The organism is Pseudarthrobacter sp. MM222, from assembly GCF_947090775.1.
Taxonomy (GTDB): domain Bacteria; phylum Actinomycetota; class Actinomycetes; order Actinomycetales; family Micrococcaceae; genus Arthrobacter.
Map to the genome: position 1 here is coordinate 3,437,448 of NZ_OX352321.1, position 15,479 is coordinate 3,452,926.

The following is a 15,479-nucleotide window of genomic DNA, read 5'->3' on the forward strand; positions in this document are numbered from 1 at the left end:
GCGGGTGGAGCGGAAGTGGACTAGTCCTTGCCGAGTCCCTGCGCGGAAATCCTGTTCCCCGAGGAGCCCTCGCCCACGACGCTGTTCAGTGCCGTGAGGTTAAAGATGCCGTTGATATCGGCCTGGCTGGTGGTGCCGGCGTCCACCCCGTCCTGGAGCAGTTTCTGGTACGTCCCGGCGAGCGGATCGACAGTGAAGGCGATGTTCTTGAGCGAACGGTCAATCACCTCGGGCGGCAGGGTTGCCCCTGCGGCTTCCTTCAGGGCCGCGTTCAGCCTTGCGGCTTTGTCGGCGTCGGAGGCGGCATTGAGCCAGTCCACGGACTCGGTGTGGCCCTTCAGCAGAGCCTTGACGGTGTCCGGGTGCTGGGCCGCAAAGTTCTTGTTGACGATCAGGACCGTGGTGATGAACTCGCCTTTATCCCACAGGTCCTTCTCGTCGACGAGGACCTTCGCGCCGGCCTGAAGGACCAGCCGGGACGCCCACGGTTCCGGCAGCCACGCCCCGTCGAGCTTGCCGTCCTGGAACAACTTCAGGGTCTGGGCGTTTTCGGTGGGGTTGATGGCGACGTCGCCGCTGCCGTCGGTGGACGTCTTGTAGCCCTGCTTGCCAAGCCAGGCGCGCAGGGCCACGTCCTGGGTGCCGCCGAGCTGCGGCGACGCGAGCTTCTTGCCCACGAGGTCCGCAGCCGAGGTGATCTCCGGCTTCACCACCAGCTGCGCCCCGCCGGACGCGGCGCCGGCGATGATGTTAATCGATTCGCCCTTGCTCTTGACATAGGAGTTGATCGCCGGGTTGGGACCGATGTAGGTGGCGTCGATGGCGCCGGCGTTGAGGGCCTCGATGGCGGCCGGGCCGGCGTTGAAGACCTGGGTGCTGAGTTTGGTGTCGCCGAGGTGCTTGGCGATCAGGCCCTGGCTGACGCCGACCAGCCCCGGGGCGTGGGTGATGTTGCCGAAGTAACCGAGTTTGAGTTCGGTGGCGGGCGCCGCCGCGACGGCGGCCGGAGCGGCGGCCTCAGCGTTGCTGCGGGACACGGTGGACGCCACCGAGGCGCCCGCGCCGATCAGCACCGCAAGTCCGGCGGCGAGGCTGATCTCAAGGGTGCGCTTGCGCTTGGGCTTGCCGGACTCGCCGGCGACGATCCGCGTGGTGCCGGGCGTCGGTTGCGGGTCCTGCGGGGCGGAGGTGGGGTTTTCGGGCGTTGATGACATGGCGGAAGTCCTGTTCTCGGGAAGGCGGGTTGGCCGGGCGGGTGGTCAGCTCCGGCGACATCGCCCCCGGAAAGTCCGGCGCGGGCGGCCGGAGGGGCTTTTTCGGGTTGTCATGGTTTCACCATAGGGAGTGTTCTTAACGCGGTTCAATGGTCCGGAAACCGGGGGTCACAGGGGTTCACGGAGCGTCATATTCGGACCGGCATCCCGGTTCCCGGGCCCGTCAATCGCCCTTGACGTTGACTAGCTGCCGGAGCTTGTGCCGTATTGTGACGAGGTCCGCGGCGTCCCGCATGACCTGGTCAATGGGTTTATAGGCGGCCGGGATCTCGTCGATGAACGCCTCGCTGGGACGGAACTCGATACCGCGCATGGCCGTCTTCAACTCGGCGAGCGTGAAGGTCTTCCGCGCGGCGTTCCGGGAGTACTCCCGCCCGGCTCCGTGCGGCGAGGAGTTGAGTGAAACGGGGTTCCCCAGCCCGACCACGACATAGGACGCCGTGCCCATGGAGCCGGGAATGAGCCCCGGGTCGCCGGCTTCGGCCCGGATGGCACCCTTGCGTGAGACCCAGACGGACTTGCCGAAGTGCTCTTCCTTGGCCGTGAAGTTGTGGTGGCAGTTGATCCGCTCGGTCTCCCGGACGGGACCGCCGATCCATCTTTCAAACTGCCGGACCACCCGGTCCATCATTTCCTCACGGTTCAGCAGGGCGAAGTGCTGGGCCCAGCGGAGTTCCCGGATGTACCGGTCGAATTCGGGCGTGCCTTCCTCCAGGTAGGCCTGGTCCCGGTCCGGCAGGACGACGCCCCTGCGCTTCACCACGCTCTGGGCCTCGGCGATGTGCCACTGGGCGATCTTGTTGCCCACCCCGCGGGAGCCCGAATGCAAAAAAAGCCACACGGCGCCGGTCTCGTCCACGCACACCTCGATGAAGTGGTTGCCGGACCCCAGCGACCCGAGCTGCAGTTCCCACTTCGCCGTGTAGCGTGCGGGGTCGAAGCCGGCCTTGGCTGCCAGCCCCCGCAGCTCGGCCAGCCGGGGTTCGGCGGATGCAGTGATTTGGCGGTTGTTGTGGCCGGCGGACAGCGGCACGGCCCGCTCGATGCCCTCCCGCAGGGGCTTCCGGTCCGCCGGCAGATCCGGCAGCACGTACTGGGTCCGGACAGCGATCATGCCGCAGCCAATGTCGACGCCAACCGCCGCCGGCAGGATGGCGCCAAGCGTGGGAATGACGGAGCCGACGGTGGCCCCCATGCCCAGGTGGGCGTCCGGCATGAGCGCAATATGCGGATGGATGAAGGGCAGCCGGGACGTGGACACGGCCTGCGCGCGGGTCTGCTCGTCCAGGATGGAGGCCCAGCTGATGAGCCGGCTGTTAATGGTTTCCACGGCACCCCTCCATGACGATGATCAGGGTCAGCCGGCCGGGAGGCAAGGGCCAAAAGCGGCGAATACGCGGGAAACGCGCGGGGTCGCCGTAAACCTACGGCGACCCCGCGCGTTTCCGGCGACTCGCAAACTTGCCGGGCTACGTTCAGCCACTTCGAGCAGGCCTCAGATCGAGTAGCGCTCGTCCTCGTGGTCTCCCGGGTGGTCCTTGACCAGCCCGGCTGCAAGGGTGTTGCCGTCGAGCGGGTCGATCACGAGGAACGCGCCGGTGCGGCGGTGGTGCAGGTAGTTCTCCAGCGGGAGCGGCGCAGCGAGTCGCAGCTGGGCGTGGCCGATGTCGTTGAGTTCCAGCGTGGAGGTCGGTTCCAGCTGGAAGCTGGCGAGGTCCAGTTTTCCGGTCACGTTCCGGACCAGGGCTTGGACCGTGCGGGTGCCATGCTTGACCAGAACCTTGGTGCCCTCGCGGAGCGGTTTCGGCGAGAGCCAGCAGAGCGCCGCATACAGGTCAGCCGAGGCCTCCAATACTTTGCCACCGGCGGGCCCGGCGGCCGCGATCGTGTCACCGCGGGCCACATCGAATTCGTCCGCGAGGCGCAACGCCACTGACTGCGGAGCCACTGCCTCGGTGAGCTCACGTCCGGCAAAGTCGATGCCGGTCACCGTGGTGGTGCGCGGTGACTGGCCGGGGGTCAGGACGCTGACCTTGTCCCCCACCTTCACCGATCCTTCGGTGATCTGGCCGGCGTAGGCGCGGTAATCCCGGTACGCCGCCACGTCCAGCCCGGCGGCGACGGCGTCGGGGGCCAGCGCCCCCTGCGGCCGGACCACGAGCTGAACCGGGAAACGGAAGCTCTCCAGGTGGCTCTCGAGCTCGTCCGCGGCGGGCAGCGTCTCCAGGACTTCGAGCAGGGCCGGGCCGTCGTACCAGGGCGTACGGTCCGAGCGGTCCACGACGTTGTCGCCGTCGAGCGCGGACACCGGAATGACGAAGAGATCGGAGAGCCCGCCGGAGTTTGAATCGTCCCGGCCCAGCCCGAGCTCGCGGCCCACCTGCTGGACGTCGGCTTCGATCCCGCGGAACACGTCCTCGCTGAAGTCGACGAGGTCGATCTTGTTCACGGCAACAATGACATGGGCCACGCGCAGCAACTGCAGCACGGACAGGTGCCGGCGGGTCTGCTCCAGGACACCCTTGCGGGCGTCGATCAGCACGACGACGGCGTCCGCGGTGGACGCGCCGGTGACCGTGTTCTTGGTGTACTGCACATGCCCGGGGCAGTCCGCCAGGATGAAGCTGCGCCGGTCAGTGGCGAAGTAGCGGTAGGCGACGTCGATGGTGATGCCCTGCTCACGCTCGGCGCGCAGGCCGTCGGTCAGCAGGGCGAGGTCAATCCGCTGTTTCCCGTCCGGGTCTGTGGCGCCCTCCCCGCCAAAGCCGCGGTCCGCGGACGTGCGGGCGACGGCGTCGAGCTGGTCGGCGAGGATGGCCTTGGAGTCGTGCAGGAGCCGGCCTACGAGGGTGGATTTACCGTCGTCGACCGAGCCTGCGGTGGCGAAGCGGAACAGCGTCGTGGACAGGACCGGCGAGGACAGGTCTGTGCCGAGGAACGAGGTGTCGGTGCTCATTAGAAATAGCCGTCCTTCTTGCGGTCTTCCATGGCGGCCTCGGAGATGCGGTCATCTGCCCGGGTCGCGCCACGTTCGGTGATGGTGGAGGCGGCAACTTCAATCACGACCTCGCGCACGGTGGCAGCGGCGGATTCGACCGCTCCTGTGCAGGACATGTCCCCCACGGTCCGGTAGCGGACGGTCTTGGTGAGGACTTCCTCGGAGTCCCGCGGCTGGGAAACCTCGCCGACAGCGCGCCACATGCCGTCGCGGGAAAAGACCTCGCGGTCGTGGGCGTAGTAAAGACCGGGCAGTTCGATGCCTTCGCGCTCGATGTAGCGCCAGACGTCCAGTTCGGTCCAGTTGCTGATCGGGAACGCGCGGACGTGCTGGCCCACGGTGTGCCGGCCGTTGTAGAGGTTCCACAGCTCGGGGCGCTGGTTGCGCGGGTCCCACTGGCCGAATTCATCGCGCAGGCTCAGGATCCGCTCCTTGGCGCGGGCCTTGTCCTCGTCCCGTCGGCCGCCGCCGAAGACGGCGTCGAACTTGTTGCGCTGGATCGCATCCAGCAGCGGCACCGTCTGCAGCGGGTTGCGGGTACCGTCGGCACGCTCGGCCAGCTCGCCGCTGTCGATGAACTCCTGCACGGAGCCCACCACCAGCTTCAGGCCCAGCCGCTCCACCGTCCGGTCGCGGAAGTCGATGACCTCGGGAAAGTTGTGGCCGGTGTCAACGTGCAGCACCGGGAACGGAACCTTGCCCGGCCAGAACGCCTTGGTGGCCAGGTGCAGCATCACCACGGAGTCCTTGCCGCCGGAGAACAGCAGCGCAGGCTTCTCGAACTCGGCCACAACCTCGCGGATGATGTGGATGGCCTCGGACTCAAGGGTGTCCAGGCTGGAGAGGCGCGTGAAATCGGCTGCTTCAGTCACCTGGGGGGTCTCCTCGGTTAGGAAAGTGCTCATACGTGTAGTCCGCATTCTGTCTTGTCGGTTCCTGCCCAGCGTCCGGCGCGGGGATCATCGCCGGGCGCCACCTTGCGGGTGCAGGGCTGGCAGCCAATGGACGGGTAGCCCTGTGAAAGCAGCGGGTTGACGGGGAGGAGATTGTCATCGGAGTACTGGACGAGCTGGTCGAAGCTCCAGGCCGCGAGCGGGTTGACCTTGACCAGGCCGTTGGCTTCGTCCCAGGTGACCAGCGGGGTGTTCGTCCGGGTGGGGGCCTCGTCGCGGCGGACTCCGGTGAACCAGAGCTCATAGCCGGCGAGGGTGCGGCGCAGCGGGGCAACCTTGCGCAGCGCGCAGCACTGGGCGGCGTCGCGGGCGAAGAGGTCCTTGCCCAGGAGCCGGTCCTGCTGCTCGACCGTGTTCTCCGGCAGCACGTCGACGACGTTGACGCGGAGGTTGGCGGCCACTTCGTCGCGCGTGGCGTAGGTTTCCGGGAAGTGGTAGCCGGTCTCGAGGAACAGGACGTCGACGCCGGGAAGCTGGTCCGCGACGAGGGCCGGCAGCACGGCGTCGGCCATCGAGCAGGCGACCGTGACGGCGGGCAGGTCGAAGTTCCGTGCCACCCAGGCGATGACTTCGCGGGCCGGGGCGTCCCAGCCGAGCTCTGCGGCGCCGGCTTCGGCCACGGCCTTGAGTTCCCCGTGGGAACGCAGTACCGCAGGCGGCGCCGTATCCGCGGAGGGGCCACGGCCACCGGGGTCCCCGGCCGAGGGCCCACGGCCGCCGGGTTCCCTGGCCGAGGGCCCACGGCCGCCGGGTTCCCTGGCCGAGGGCCCACGGCCGCCGGGTTCCCTGGCCGAGCTTGCGAGGCTAGGGAGCGGCTGGGGACTTGCGAGGCTAGGGAGCGGCTGGGGAATCACTGCAGGTCTCCTTCGTCGGCGGCGAAGGCCCATTCGGCGAAGGTCTGGTCTGCGGACCGGTCCGCAACGAACTTCCGGACGACGCGTTCAACGTAGTCGGGAAGCTCGTCCGCCGTGACCTTGAGGCCGCGGACGGTGCGTCCCAGGCCCGCTTCTTCACGTTCCACGGATGCCAGCCCGCCGCCGAGGTGGACCTGGAAACCCGGAGTGGGGTCGCCGTCGGGCGTCGGCAGCATCATGCCCTTCAGGCCGATGTCCGCCGTCTGGATCCGTGCGCAGGAGTTAGGGCAGCCGTTGATGTGCAGGGACAGTGCCTCGGGCAGCTGCTTGCTCGCGGTGAGGTCGGCGAGGCGGCGCTCCAGCTCGGCGACGGCGGTGGCCGCGGTGAGCTTGGTTTCCACGATGGCGAGCTTGCAGAATTCGATGCCGGTGCAGGCGATGGTGCCGCGGCGGAACACGGACGGCCGGGCGGAGAGGCCCAGCGCATCGAGTTCTGCCACCAGCGGCTCGACCTGCGCCTGGGGGACGTCGAGGACGACGATTTTCTGGTGCGGGGTGGTGCGCAGCCGCTGCGAGCCGTGGGCCTCCAGGGTAGCGGCAAGCTTCACCAGCTGGCTGCCGGAGAGGCGGCCGGCCAGTGGGGTGGCGCCGATGAAGAACCTGCCGTCCTTCTGTTCGTGGACGCCGATGTGGTCGCCCGGGGAGGAGGGCTTGGGGGCTGCCGGGCCGTCGGCAAGCTTGTAGCCGAGGTATTCGTCCTCGAGGACCTGGCGGAACTTTTCCGGCCCCCAGTCCGCGAGCAGGAACTTGAGCCTGGCCTTGGTGCGCATCCGGCGGTAGCCGTAGTCGCGGAAGATGCTCGTTACGCCGAGCCACACGTCGGCGGCCTGGTCCGGCCGGACGAAGGCGCCGAGGCGCTTGCCCAGCATGGGGTTGGTGGAGAGCGCGCCGCCCACCCAAAGGTCGTAGCCGATGCCGAGCTCGGGGTGTACCAAGCCGACGAGGGCGACGTCGTTGATCTCGTGGACCACGTCCTGGCTGGGGTGGCCGGTGATCGCGGTCTTGAACTTGCGCGGCAGGTTGGCCAGTTCCGGGTCGCCGATGAAGCGTTCGGCGAGCTCGTGGATCAGCGGCGTGGGGTCGATGATCTCGTCCTTGGCGATGCCGGCAACCGGGGAGCCGAGGATGACGCGCGGAACGTCGCCGCAAGCCTCGGTAGTGGACAGGTCCACGGACTCCAGTCGGCGCCAGATCTCGGGGACGTCCTCCACCCGGATCCAGTGCAGCTGGATGTTCTGGCGGTCGGTGAGGTCGGCCGAGTCGCGGGCGAAGTCCACGGAGATCTGGCCGATGACACGGAGCTGCTCGGTGGTGAGGGCGCCGCCGTCGATCCGGACGCGCAACATGAAGTACTTGTCTTCGAGTTCGTGCGGTTCGAGCGTGGCGGTCTTGCCGCCGTCGATCCCGGGTTTGCGCTGGGTGTACAGGCCCCACCAGCGGAAGCGGCCGTGCAGGTCGGTGCCGTCGATCGAGTCGAAGCCGTGCTTGGAGTAAACGGACTCGATACGCTCGCGGACGTTCAGGCCGTTGTCTTCCTGCTTCCAGGTTTCGTTGGCATTCAGTGGGGCGGTCCCGTCCACCTTCCACTGGCCGTGCGGCTTCGCAGCGGGGCGGGAGGTGGGGCGCTTGGCGCGGCCTGGGGCAGCCTGGTCCGGGGACGCTCCGGCTAGAGCTGTATCAGTCATGCATCGACTGTAGGGGTGGCCGTAATCCCGTCACAAAGGGCCGGAAACGGGAGGTCACCTAGGGAAACAAATCGTCACGAATCGCCGGGGAGCCTTGAAGTGGACCGATCCGTGTGCATGATTCCCGGTACGCCGGACCGGCTCAGGACCGGGCCGCGAGAGCCGCGTCGTAGCGTTCCAGGGCGATTTCCGCGAGCACCGGGGACGGCAGCAACGGGGCGGTGACGAGGTCAGCGCCGGCCTTCGCCAGCTGGTCATGGAAGAAGCCCGGGGCCAGCAAGTAGGAGGCGATGACCACCCGGCCCTGCGGCCCCGCGGCCACCAGCGCGCCTTCCTCGCGGACTGCATGCACGGCGTCCTGCACCGACGGCTTGGCCGACGCGCCGTACGCGGCAATGACGCGGTTGGGCCGCAGCAGCCGCAGCTGCCCGGCGAGCTCCTCCACGTTCAGCGCGGCCGAGGGATCGGAGGAGCCGGCGGCGGCCAGGATCACGGTGTCGCCCTCGACCACCCCGGCCTCCCGCAGACGCTGGTCCAGGACTGCCGCCAGCCGCGGATCTGGCCCGAGCGGCGCGGCGGCAAAGGTATCCGGCCGGCTCCGAACGGCGCGGGCGATGTCCACCTTCACGTGGTAGCCCACGCTGAGCAGCAGGGGAACGACGACGGCGGCCTCCCCCGCGGGCAGCCCGGCCACGACTGCCGGCAGTTCGGGGTCCTGCACGTCGACGTAGGCTTCGCGGACGTCGAGTCCCGGCCGCAGGGCGGCGATCCCGTCGCGGAGGGCGTTGACTTCGGCGGCACCGAGGACGCTGGAGGTGCCGTGGGCGCAGGCGATCAGGATGGGGCTATTCATAGCCGTTAGCGTAACCTTGGAGCCGCCCCATCCGCCCCCTGATAACCGACCGGGACGCTCCATGACTTTTTCCTTTAGCCTCGTCCTGGTCTGGCTGGACCTGGCAGGTGTCTTCTTCTTCGCGGTCTCCGGGTCCCTGCTCGCGGCGCGGAAACAGTTCGACATCATCGGCTCGCTGCTGCTCGCCTCGGTGGTCAGCCTGGGCGGCGGCGTCATCCGCGACATCATCATCAACGCGGGCCCGCCGGCGGCCTTCACGAATCCGGCCTATCTGGCCCCGCCGCTGCTGGCCACGGTGCTGGTGTACTTTCTGTTCTCCAGCGTCCAGCGCTTCACCTCGCTGCTGATCCTGTTCGACGCCGGCGGCCTGGCCCTCTTCTGCATCAGCGGCACGCTCAAGGCTTTGGCCGCCGGCATGCACCCGATAGCGGCGGTGCTGTTGGGGGTCACGACGGCGGTGGGCGGCGGCCTCCTGCGGGATATCACCGCCAACGAGGTGCCCCAGCTGTTCGACCCCAAGGACCTCTATGCCTTGCCGGCATTCGCGGGGGCGTCCCTGACGGTGCTGCTGTCCGTCACAGGGACCTTCAACGCGCTCACCGCGAGTGCGGTGGCCGCCGTCGTTTTCGCCTTCCGGGTCACGGCCTGGCGCCGCCGTTGGTACGTTCCGCTGGCCGTCCGCGGCTGGCACCGCCTGGGCCTGGACGCGGCGGAAAGTGGAGCCAAGGATTAGCTAGGATAAGACCATGACTGACATGTTCCTCGAGAAATTCCGCGCGCTTGTTCCGAAGTATCTCGAAGACGAATGGCAGGAAGAGGATGGGCTCCCGGCGGACGAGGTGGATGCGGCCCTCGCCGAGCACCAGTTCCAGGTGCCGCTGGTATTGCGCGAGTTCTACCTGGCCGTGGGCGGCTGCGAGGACATCATGGAGGCGTACCACTACTTCTGGGACCCCGAAGAGCTCGAAGTCGATGACGAAGGCTTCCTGATGTTCCTCGAGGACGAGGAGGAACAGTTCACTTGGGGCTTCCGCATCGGCGACCTCAGCATCCCGGACCCGATCGTGTACCGCCGCAACAACGCCCGCGGACAGTGGAAGAGCGAAGAGGGAACGTTCTCCGAGTTCGTCTTCGATATGTTCGAGTGGGCCTTCAACGACGAAGACGAGGACTAGGCCTCCGCGCCTGGCGGAATCTCCCCACCTTTGGACTGCCCTGCCGGCGTGTCCGGCCAACTGCCCTCTGGTCGTGGAGTCCTCGGTCCAGAGCTGGGGAATTTCAGTGGATGACCCGGCCACGCAGTACTTGCCACACCTCATCCACGACCTTCTGCGGGTTATGGACAACGTCCTCGTAGCCGTACCGCAGCACGGCATAGCCCGTCAGGGTGCTGGCGTTGTTCCGTCGCCGGTCCTTTCGGACCTGATTCGCCTCGAGGTGCGAGGCGCCGTCCAACTCCCGGGCCGGACCACGCTGCCGCGGTGGATCACGACGCCGGCCGCGTTGCCGTGGCGACACAGCAAATGCAGCCGCTCGGGTGGGTGAAGCCGCCAGAGCCTGTGGTGGCCGGCCGCCGACACACAGGACAGGAGCCCGTGGCGTGATTGAGGTACGTGGTGAGTTCCATGGGTCCAGCACAGCGTCCGATACCCGCTCCAGGGAGTCCGTCGGCGTCGTATGTGCAAAGCCCGCGTCCCCGAATTCCCCACCTTTGGACGCCTCCGACGGCGCGTCCCCGCGAGTTGCCGACGTCCGGCGCCTCGTGCCAGTGAAAGGTGGGGAAACCCTGCCCCCGGACCGCACTGAATGTCTGTGACACATTGTTTTACAGCAACCCTAGACACTGTGACATTTTTGTCATAGGCTCATTTCTGGGTTCACCAAATGCCTCCGGTGGACCTGATGCGAACGGAGAAATGGCCCCGGTTCGACACAACGGTTGACTCGAACGTTGTGAGGAACCGGGGCCATTCCGTTTAAGCGGGGCCAGCCGGGCGAATCCGGAAAGGCGGTCAGCTGCTGCGGTCCACCACGGCCCGCGCGAAGCTCGACAGCGAGGCCTTCACCACACCTTCGGGCAGCGGGGCCAGGGCGGCGATGGCTTCATCGGCCCAGGCGCGGGCCACAACCCAGGATTCCGCGGTGACGGAGTGCTCCCGCAGGCCGGCCACGGCCGCGGCAAGCGCCTCGTCGGAGCTGAGATCGCCGTCGATCAGTTTCAGGAGTTCGACGGCGGACTGGTCGCCCTCCCGGGCGGCCTTGCGGAGCAGCAACACGGGCAGGGTCGGAACGCCTTCGCGGAGGTCCGTGCCGGGTGACTTGCCGGACTTGACCTTGATGCCGGTGACGTCGATGACGTCGTCGGCGAGCTGGAACGCCACCCCGACTTTTTCGCCGTACTCCACGAGCAGGGGTTCGTAGGCCTCGTCAGCGCCGGCGAAGATCGCGCCGAGCTGCCCAGAGGCGGCCACGAGCGAGCCCGTCTTGTCAGCAATCACGGACAGGTAGTGCTCCACCGGATCCTCATCGGGGCGGGGGCCCACGGTCTCGTGCAGCTGGCCGAGGCAGAGCCGCTCGAAGGTGCGGGCCTGGATGCCGAGTGCGCGGGAGCCAAGTTCGGAAACCAGGATGGATGCCCGGGCGAAGATGAGGTCGCCGGTGAGCACGGCGACCGAGTTGCCCCAGACCTCGTGCGCGGTGGGCGCGCCCCGGCGGAACGGCGCGGAGTCCATCACGTCGTCGTGGTAGAGCGTTGCCAGGTGCGTGAGCTCCACAACGACGGCGGCCTGCACCACGGCCGGCAGCGAGGCGTCGCCGAGGTGGGCGCAGAGCAGCGTCAGAAGCGGCCGGATGCGCTTGCCGCCGGCTTCCACGAGGTGACGCGACGTCGCGTCTGCCAGCGGATCGGAGTTGGCAATGGCTTCGCGCAGCTTCTTCTCGACGCGCGCCAGGTTCGTCGTAATGGCGGGCCCCAGTTCCGGGTCCCCCGCGATCGCCGCGAAACCGGCCGGCAGCTGGAGGCCGGTGGCGATGGCGGTGGTGTTGAGGTTGGGTTCAGAGCTCGGCAGGCCGTGTCCGGCGTGCGTCCAGCTTTGGTCTGCAGAGTTGGTCACGGGTTAACCCTAACTTTTGTTGCGGAAACCGCGGAGTTGGTGCTGAAGGGCGGAGGGCCGCCGGTATTGGAGGTGGCCGGAACCAGCCGTTCCAGGACGCGGATGACGCGGTCCTCGAAGCCGTTGGCAGCCGGGTCGGTCAGGTTGGCCAGCAGCCGCACCACGAACCGCATCAGCAGAGGGATGGGCATGCCCGTCCGGAGCGCGAGTTTCATCACGGCCGGTCGGCCGATCACGGCGGCGAAGGCGCGGCCCAGGGTAAAGTGCGAACCCCACTGGCCCCGGACGTAGTCGGCGTAGCGAGCGAGGTGAGCGTCGGCGTCGGACGCTGAGCCGGTATCCCAGGCTCCGGTGCGCTGCCGGGCGGCGGCGTCGATGATGAACTCGGCCGCAAAGCGGGCGGATTCCATCGCGTAGGAGATGCCTTCGCCATTGAACGGCGAGACCATGCCGCCGGCATCGCCCAGCAGCAGCAGCCCGGGCGAGTAGTGCGGCGTGCGGTTGAAGCCCATCGGGAGTGCGGCGCCACGGATCTCGCCCACCTGGTTCTCCGGCGTGAAGCCCCACTCGGCGGGCATGCCGGCGGTCCACTCGCGGAGCACCTGCTTGTAGTCGAGCTTGCCAAACTCCTTTGAGGAGTTCAGGATGCCCAGGCCCACGTTGGAGGTGCCGTCGCCGACGCCGAACACCCAGCCGTAGCCGGGCAGCAGCTTGCCGTCGCGGCCGGGAAGCTCCAGCCAGCCTTCCATCCAGTCGTCGTCGTGCCGCGGGCTGGTGAAGTAGGTACGCACGGCGACGCCGAGGGGGCGGTCATCGCGCTTCGGGATGCCGAGCGAGACGGCGGTCCGGGTGGAGTTTCCGTCCGCGGCCAGGACGACGTCGGCGTCGAAGTCCCGGACTTCACCGGTCTTGCGGCCGGACGCGTCCAACAACGCGGCCCGGACGCCGGTCACGCGGCCGTCCTCGGAACGCAGCGCCTCCGTGACGCTGTGGCGTTCCAGGACGACGGCGCCGGCGGACTGCGCATGCCGGGCCAGCTCCTCGTCGAAGCCCAGCCGGGTGCGGATCAGGCCGTACTGCGGAAAGTCCGAGACTTCAGGCCAGGGCAATTCAATGGTGCGGCCGCCCGCGATCAAGCGCAGGCCCTTGTTGCGGCGCCAGCCCTCTGCCTCGGGGTGCGGCAGGCCAAGCTTCTGGATTTCACGGACGGCCCGGGGGGTCAGCCCGTCGCCGCAGACCTTTTCGCGGGGAAAGCTGGTCTTTTCCAGCACCGTGACGTCCACGCCTGCCTGGGCCAGGTAATACGCGGCGGTGGATCCGGCCGGACCGGCTCCGACGATCAGTACTTTCACAGCGGCTGCAAGCTAACGCGCGGTCCGGTTGATGTTGCGGCGCAGCTTGGCCACGGGACCGGTGTGGGCGGCCAGGGCGTTTGCGCCAGCTGCGGGGCCGGCCGCCGGGCCTGCCGGCTTCTCGGCGCGGTGCACGGCCACGATCCCGCCGCTGAGGTTCCGGTAGGTGACATTCTCCCAGCCGGCTTCCTGCAGCCAGGCGGCCAGGTGGTCCTGGTCCGGCCAGGCGCGGATGGACTCGGCGAGGTAGACGTAGGCGTCCGGGTTGGAGGAGACCTTGACGGCGATGGCGGGCAGGGCACGCATGAGGTACTCGGTGTACATGGTGCGCCACAGCGGCACCACGGGCTGGGAGAACTCGGCGATGACCAGCTTGCCGCCGGGCTTGGTGACCCGCAGCATTTCGGCCAGGGCCTTCTTCGGCTCGTTGACGTTGCGCAGGCCGAAGGAAATGGTGCTGGCGTCGAAGGTGTTGTCCGCGAACGGAAGACGGGTGGCGTCCCCGGCGATGAAGTCGATGTCCGGGCGGCGGCGCTTCCCAACCTTCAGCATGCCGAGGGAGAAATCGCAGGCGATCACGTCGATGCCGGCGTCGGCATACGGCTCGCTCGAGGTCCCCGTGCCGGCGGCGAGATCGAGTACCCGCTGGCCCGCCTGCACATCCATCGCGTCGACCACGACCCGGCGCCAGCGCCGCGTCTGCCCCATGGACAGGACGTCATTTACGACGTCGTATTTGGGGGCGACGTCGTCAAACATCGTGGCCACTTCGTCCGGACGCTTATCCAAGGATGCTCGGTTCACCTTGTCATTGTCTCAAATGTTCGGCACCCCCACGAACCACCCCCTGAACAGGGCCGGAGCAGGGCCGGAACCGGACCGCCGCGGGGACCGGAAGCGCCCCGGACGGGCCGCGTCCGGGGCGGGAGTAATGTTGTCTCATCATGACGAGCGCGTTCCGTACCAGAATTATCAGAACACTGACAGTCCCCCTCGATGCAGAATCATTCCCCGGGGGGCTGCCGTCGTTTCTGGTCCGGGACGATGTCCTTTGCTGGACCCGCCGCGAGGCCGGCCTGGTGGGCTTCGGCGAAGTCGCCCGGTTCACGGCCACCGGCCCCGAGCGTTTCCTCGAGGCTGACATCTGGTGGCGCCACCTGGTGCTGGAGGCGGACATCACCGATGCCGTGGAATGCCCCGGCACCGGCCCGGTTGCCTTCGGTTCCTTCGCCTTCTCCAAGGCGTCCACCCACGAATCCCGGCTGATCGTTCCCGAGATTGTGGTGGGCCTGCGCGACGGCAAGGCGTGGCTGACCCAGCTGACGTTCGACGACGCCGGACTCACCGAAGCGGGCGCCCGCGCCGCGCTGGACCGCTGGCTGGACGCTCCCGACGTCGCGCTCCCGGTGGACGTTGCCGCCCAGGTTCCCGCCCGGGAGGCAAAGCTGGTGACCGGGTCGCTCAGCGAAGATGACTGGATGGCGGCCGTGTCCGCCGGTGTCGCGGAAATCCGGACCGGGGCGCTGGAGAAGCTGGTGCTGGCCCGGGACATCGTGGCCACCGTGCCCGACGGCGTGAACGCCGCGGAGATCCTGCGGCAGCTGGCCGTCCGCTACCGCGAGTGCTGGACCTACGGCGTGGACGGGCTGGTCGGCGCCACGCCCGAGATGCTGATCCAGGTGGAGGGCCGCACCGCGCAGGCCCGGGTCCTGGCCGGCACCCTGGACCGCCGCGATGCCGAGGGGATGGCCGGCTCGCCCCTGGAGTTCGCCGAGCGTGTGCTGGCTGGCTCGGAGAAGCAGCGGCACGAACACGACATCGCCATCCAATCCCTGACCACCCAGCTGGCCCCGTTTTCGGAGGCCCTGACTGCCCACAGCGAGCCGTTCATCCTCGAACTGCCCAACGTGTGGCATCTCGCCTCCGACGTGAAGGCAGAGCTGGCCGAGATTGAGGGCCATGTGCCGACGTGCCTCGCGTTGATCAACGCGCTGCACCCCACCGCGGCGGTCTGCGGCACCCCCACCACGGTGGCAGGCGCCCTGATCCGCAAGCTCGAGCACCTCGACCGCGGGCCCTATGCCGGACCGGTGGGCTGGCTCGACGCGGCCGGGAACGGCGAATGGGGCATCGCCCTGCGCGGCGCGGTCATCGAGTCGCCAGACAGCGTCAGGCTGTATGCCGGCTGCGGCGTGGTGGAAGGCTCCGTGCCCGAGGCCGAGCTCGCCGAAACCTGGGCGAAATTCCGGCCGATGCTGGAGTCCCTCGGCATCAGCTCCTAGATTCCGGGATGGCAGACAGTCGGGGCCCGGCCCGGCTTGCGCCAGCCCTAGTTTT

The 15,479-nt window shown here is 68.1% G+C and carries 14 protein-coding genes; 3 read left to right on the forward strand and 11 right to left on the reverse strand.

Going from position 1 to position 15,479, the window contains the following annotated elements:
* Positions 1-20 precede the first annotated feature (20 nt).
* The 7 genes from OM977_RS15715 to OM977_RS15745 all read right to left on the reverse strand — a co-directional run bounded on the left by OM977_RS15715 (position 21) and on the right by OM977_RS15745 (position 8,677).
* A complete protein-coding gene (locus tag OM977_RS15715; RefSeq protein ID WP_264354827.1) occupies positions 21-1,214 on the reverse strand; it encodes an ABC transporter substrate-binding protein in 1,194 nt (397 codons plus the stop codon).
* A 223-nt stretch (positions 1,215-1,437) separates the two neighbouring features.
* The gene (locus OM977_RS15720) at positions 1,438-2,604 is read right to left on the reverse strand and encodes an RtcB family protein (protein WP_264354828.1); all 1,167 of its coding nucleotides are present in this window, start codon (positions 2,602-2,604) and stop codon (positions 1,438-1,440) included.
* Between the two features lie 165 nt (positions 2,605-2,769).
* Positions 2,770-4,230, reverse strand: coding sequence for a sulfate adenylyltransferase subunit 1 (locus OM977_RS15725; protein WP_264354829.1), 1,461 nt, complete (start codon positions 4,228-4,230; stop codon positions 2,770-2,772).
* The gene (cysD, locus tag OM977_RS15730; RefSeq protein WP_264354830.1) at positions 4,230-5,177 is read right to left on the reverse strand and encodes a sulfate adenylyltransferase subunit CysD; all 948 of its coding nucleotides are present in this window, start codon (positions 5,175-5,177) and stop codon (positions 4,230-4,232) included. The genes OM977_RS15725 and cysD overlap by 1 nt, the downstream gene beginning before the upstream one ends.
* On the reverse strand, positions 5,174-5,872 hold the full coding sequence (locus tag OM977_RS15735) for a phosphoadenylyl-sulfate reductase (RefSeq protein WP_264357448.1): 699 nt from the start codon (positions 5,870-5,872) through the stop codon (positions 5,174-5,176). The genes cysD and OM977_RS15735 overlap by 4 nt, the downstream gene beginning before the upstream one ends.
* Positions 5,873-6,075: 203 nt before the next feature.
* Positions 6,076-7,824, reverse strand: coding sequence for a nitrite/sulfite reductase (locus OM977_RS15740; protein WP_264354831.1), 1,749 nt, complete (start codon positions 7,822-7,824; stop codon positions 6,076-6,078).
* Positions 7,825-7,966: 142 nt separating this feature from the next.
* Complete coding sequence (locus tag OM977_RS15745) at positions 7,967-8,677, reverse strand: sirohydrochlorin chelatase (RefSeq protein ID WP_264354832.1); 711 nt, start codon at positions 8,675-8,677, stop codon at positions 7,967-7,969.
* A 61-nt stretch (positions 8,678-8,738) separates the two neighbouring features.
* On the opposite strand from OM977_RS15745, the gene OM977_RS15750 reads away from it, so the two are divergent.
* Both OM977_RS15750 and OM977_RS15755 read left to right on the forward strand, forming a co-directional pair.
* Entirely contained in the window at positions 8,739-9,410 is a 672-nt protein-coding gene (locus tag OM977_RS15750) for a trimeric intracellular cation channel family protein (protein WP_264354833.1), read from the forward strand.
* A 13-nt stretch (positions 9,411-9,423) separates the two neighbouring features.
* Complete coding sequence (locus OM977_RS15755; protein ID WP_264354834.1) at positions 9,424-9,852, forward strand: hypothetical protein; 429 nt, start codon at positions 9,424-9,426, stop codon at positions 9,850-9,852.
* Positions 9,853-9,955: 103 nt separating this feature from the next.
* Here OM977_RS15755 and OM977_RS15760 read toward each other — a convergent pair whose 3' ends face one another.
* The 4 genes from OM977_RS15760 to OM977_RS15775 form a co-directional block, all read right to left on the reverse strand.
* Positions 9,956-10,132, reverse strand: a complete 177-nt coding sequence (locus OM977_RS15760) for an endonuclease domain-containing protein (protein WP_264354835.1) — start codon at positions 10,130-10,132, stop codon at positions 9,956-9,958.
* A gap of 557 nt (positions 10,133-10,689) precedes the next feature.
* Positions 10,690-11,790 carry a polyprenyl synthetase family protein gene (locus tag OM977_RS15765; RefSeq protein WP_264354836.1) on the reverse strand — a complete coding sequence of 367 codons (1,101 nt, stop codon included), beginning with the start codon at positions 11,788-11,790 and terminating at the stop codon, positions 10,690-10,692.
* Complete coding sequence (locus tag OM977_RS15770; RefSeq protein WP_264354837.1) at positions 11,787-13,142, reverse strand: geranylgeranyl reductase family protein; 1,356 nt, start codon at positions 13,140-13,142, stop codon at positions 11,787-11,789. The genes OM977_RS15765 and OM977_RS15770 overlap by 4 nt, the downstream gene beginning before the upstream one ends.
* 12 nt (positions 13,143-13,154) lie before the next feature.
* Positions 13,155-13,946, reverse strand: coding sequence for a demethylmenaquinone methyltransferase (locus OM977_RS15775; RefSeq protein ID WP_264354838.1), 792 nt, complete (start codon positions 13,944-13,946; stop codon positions 13,155-13,157).
* 140 nt (positions 13,947-14,086) lie between these two features.
* Between OM977_RS15775 and OM977_RS15780 the strand changes: the two genes are divergently transcribed.
* Positions 14,087-15,424, forward strand: coding sequence for an isochorismate synthase (locus OM977_RS15780; RefSeq protein WP_264354839.1), 1,338 nt, complete (start codon positions 14,087-14,089; stop codon positions 15,422-15,424).
* Positions 15,425-15,479: the final 55 nt, after the last annotated feature.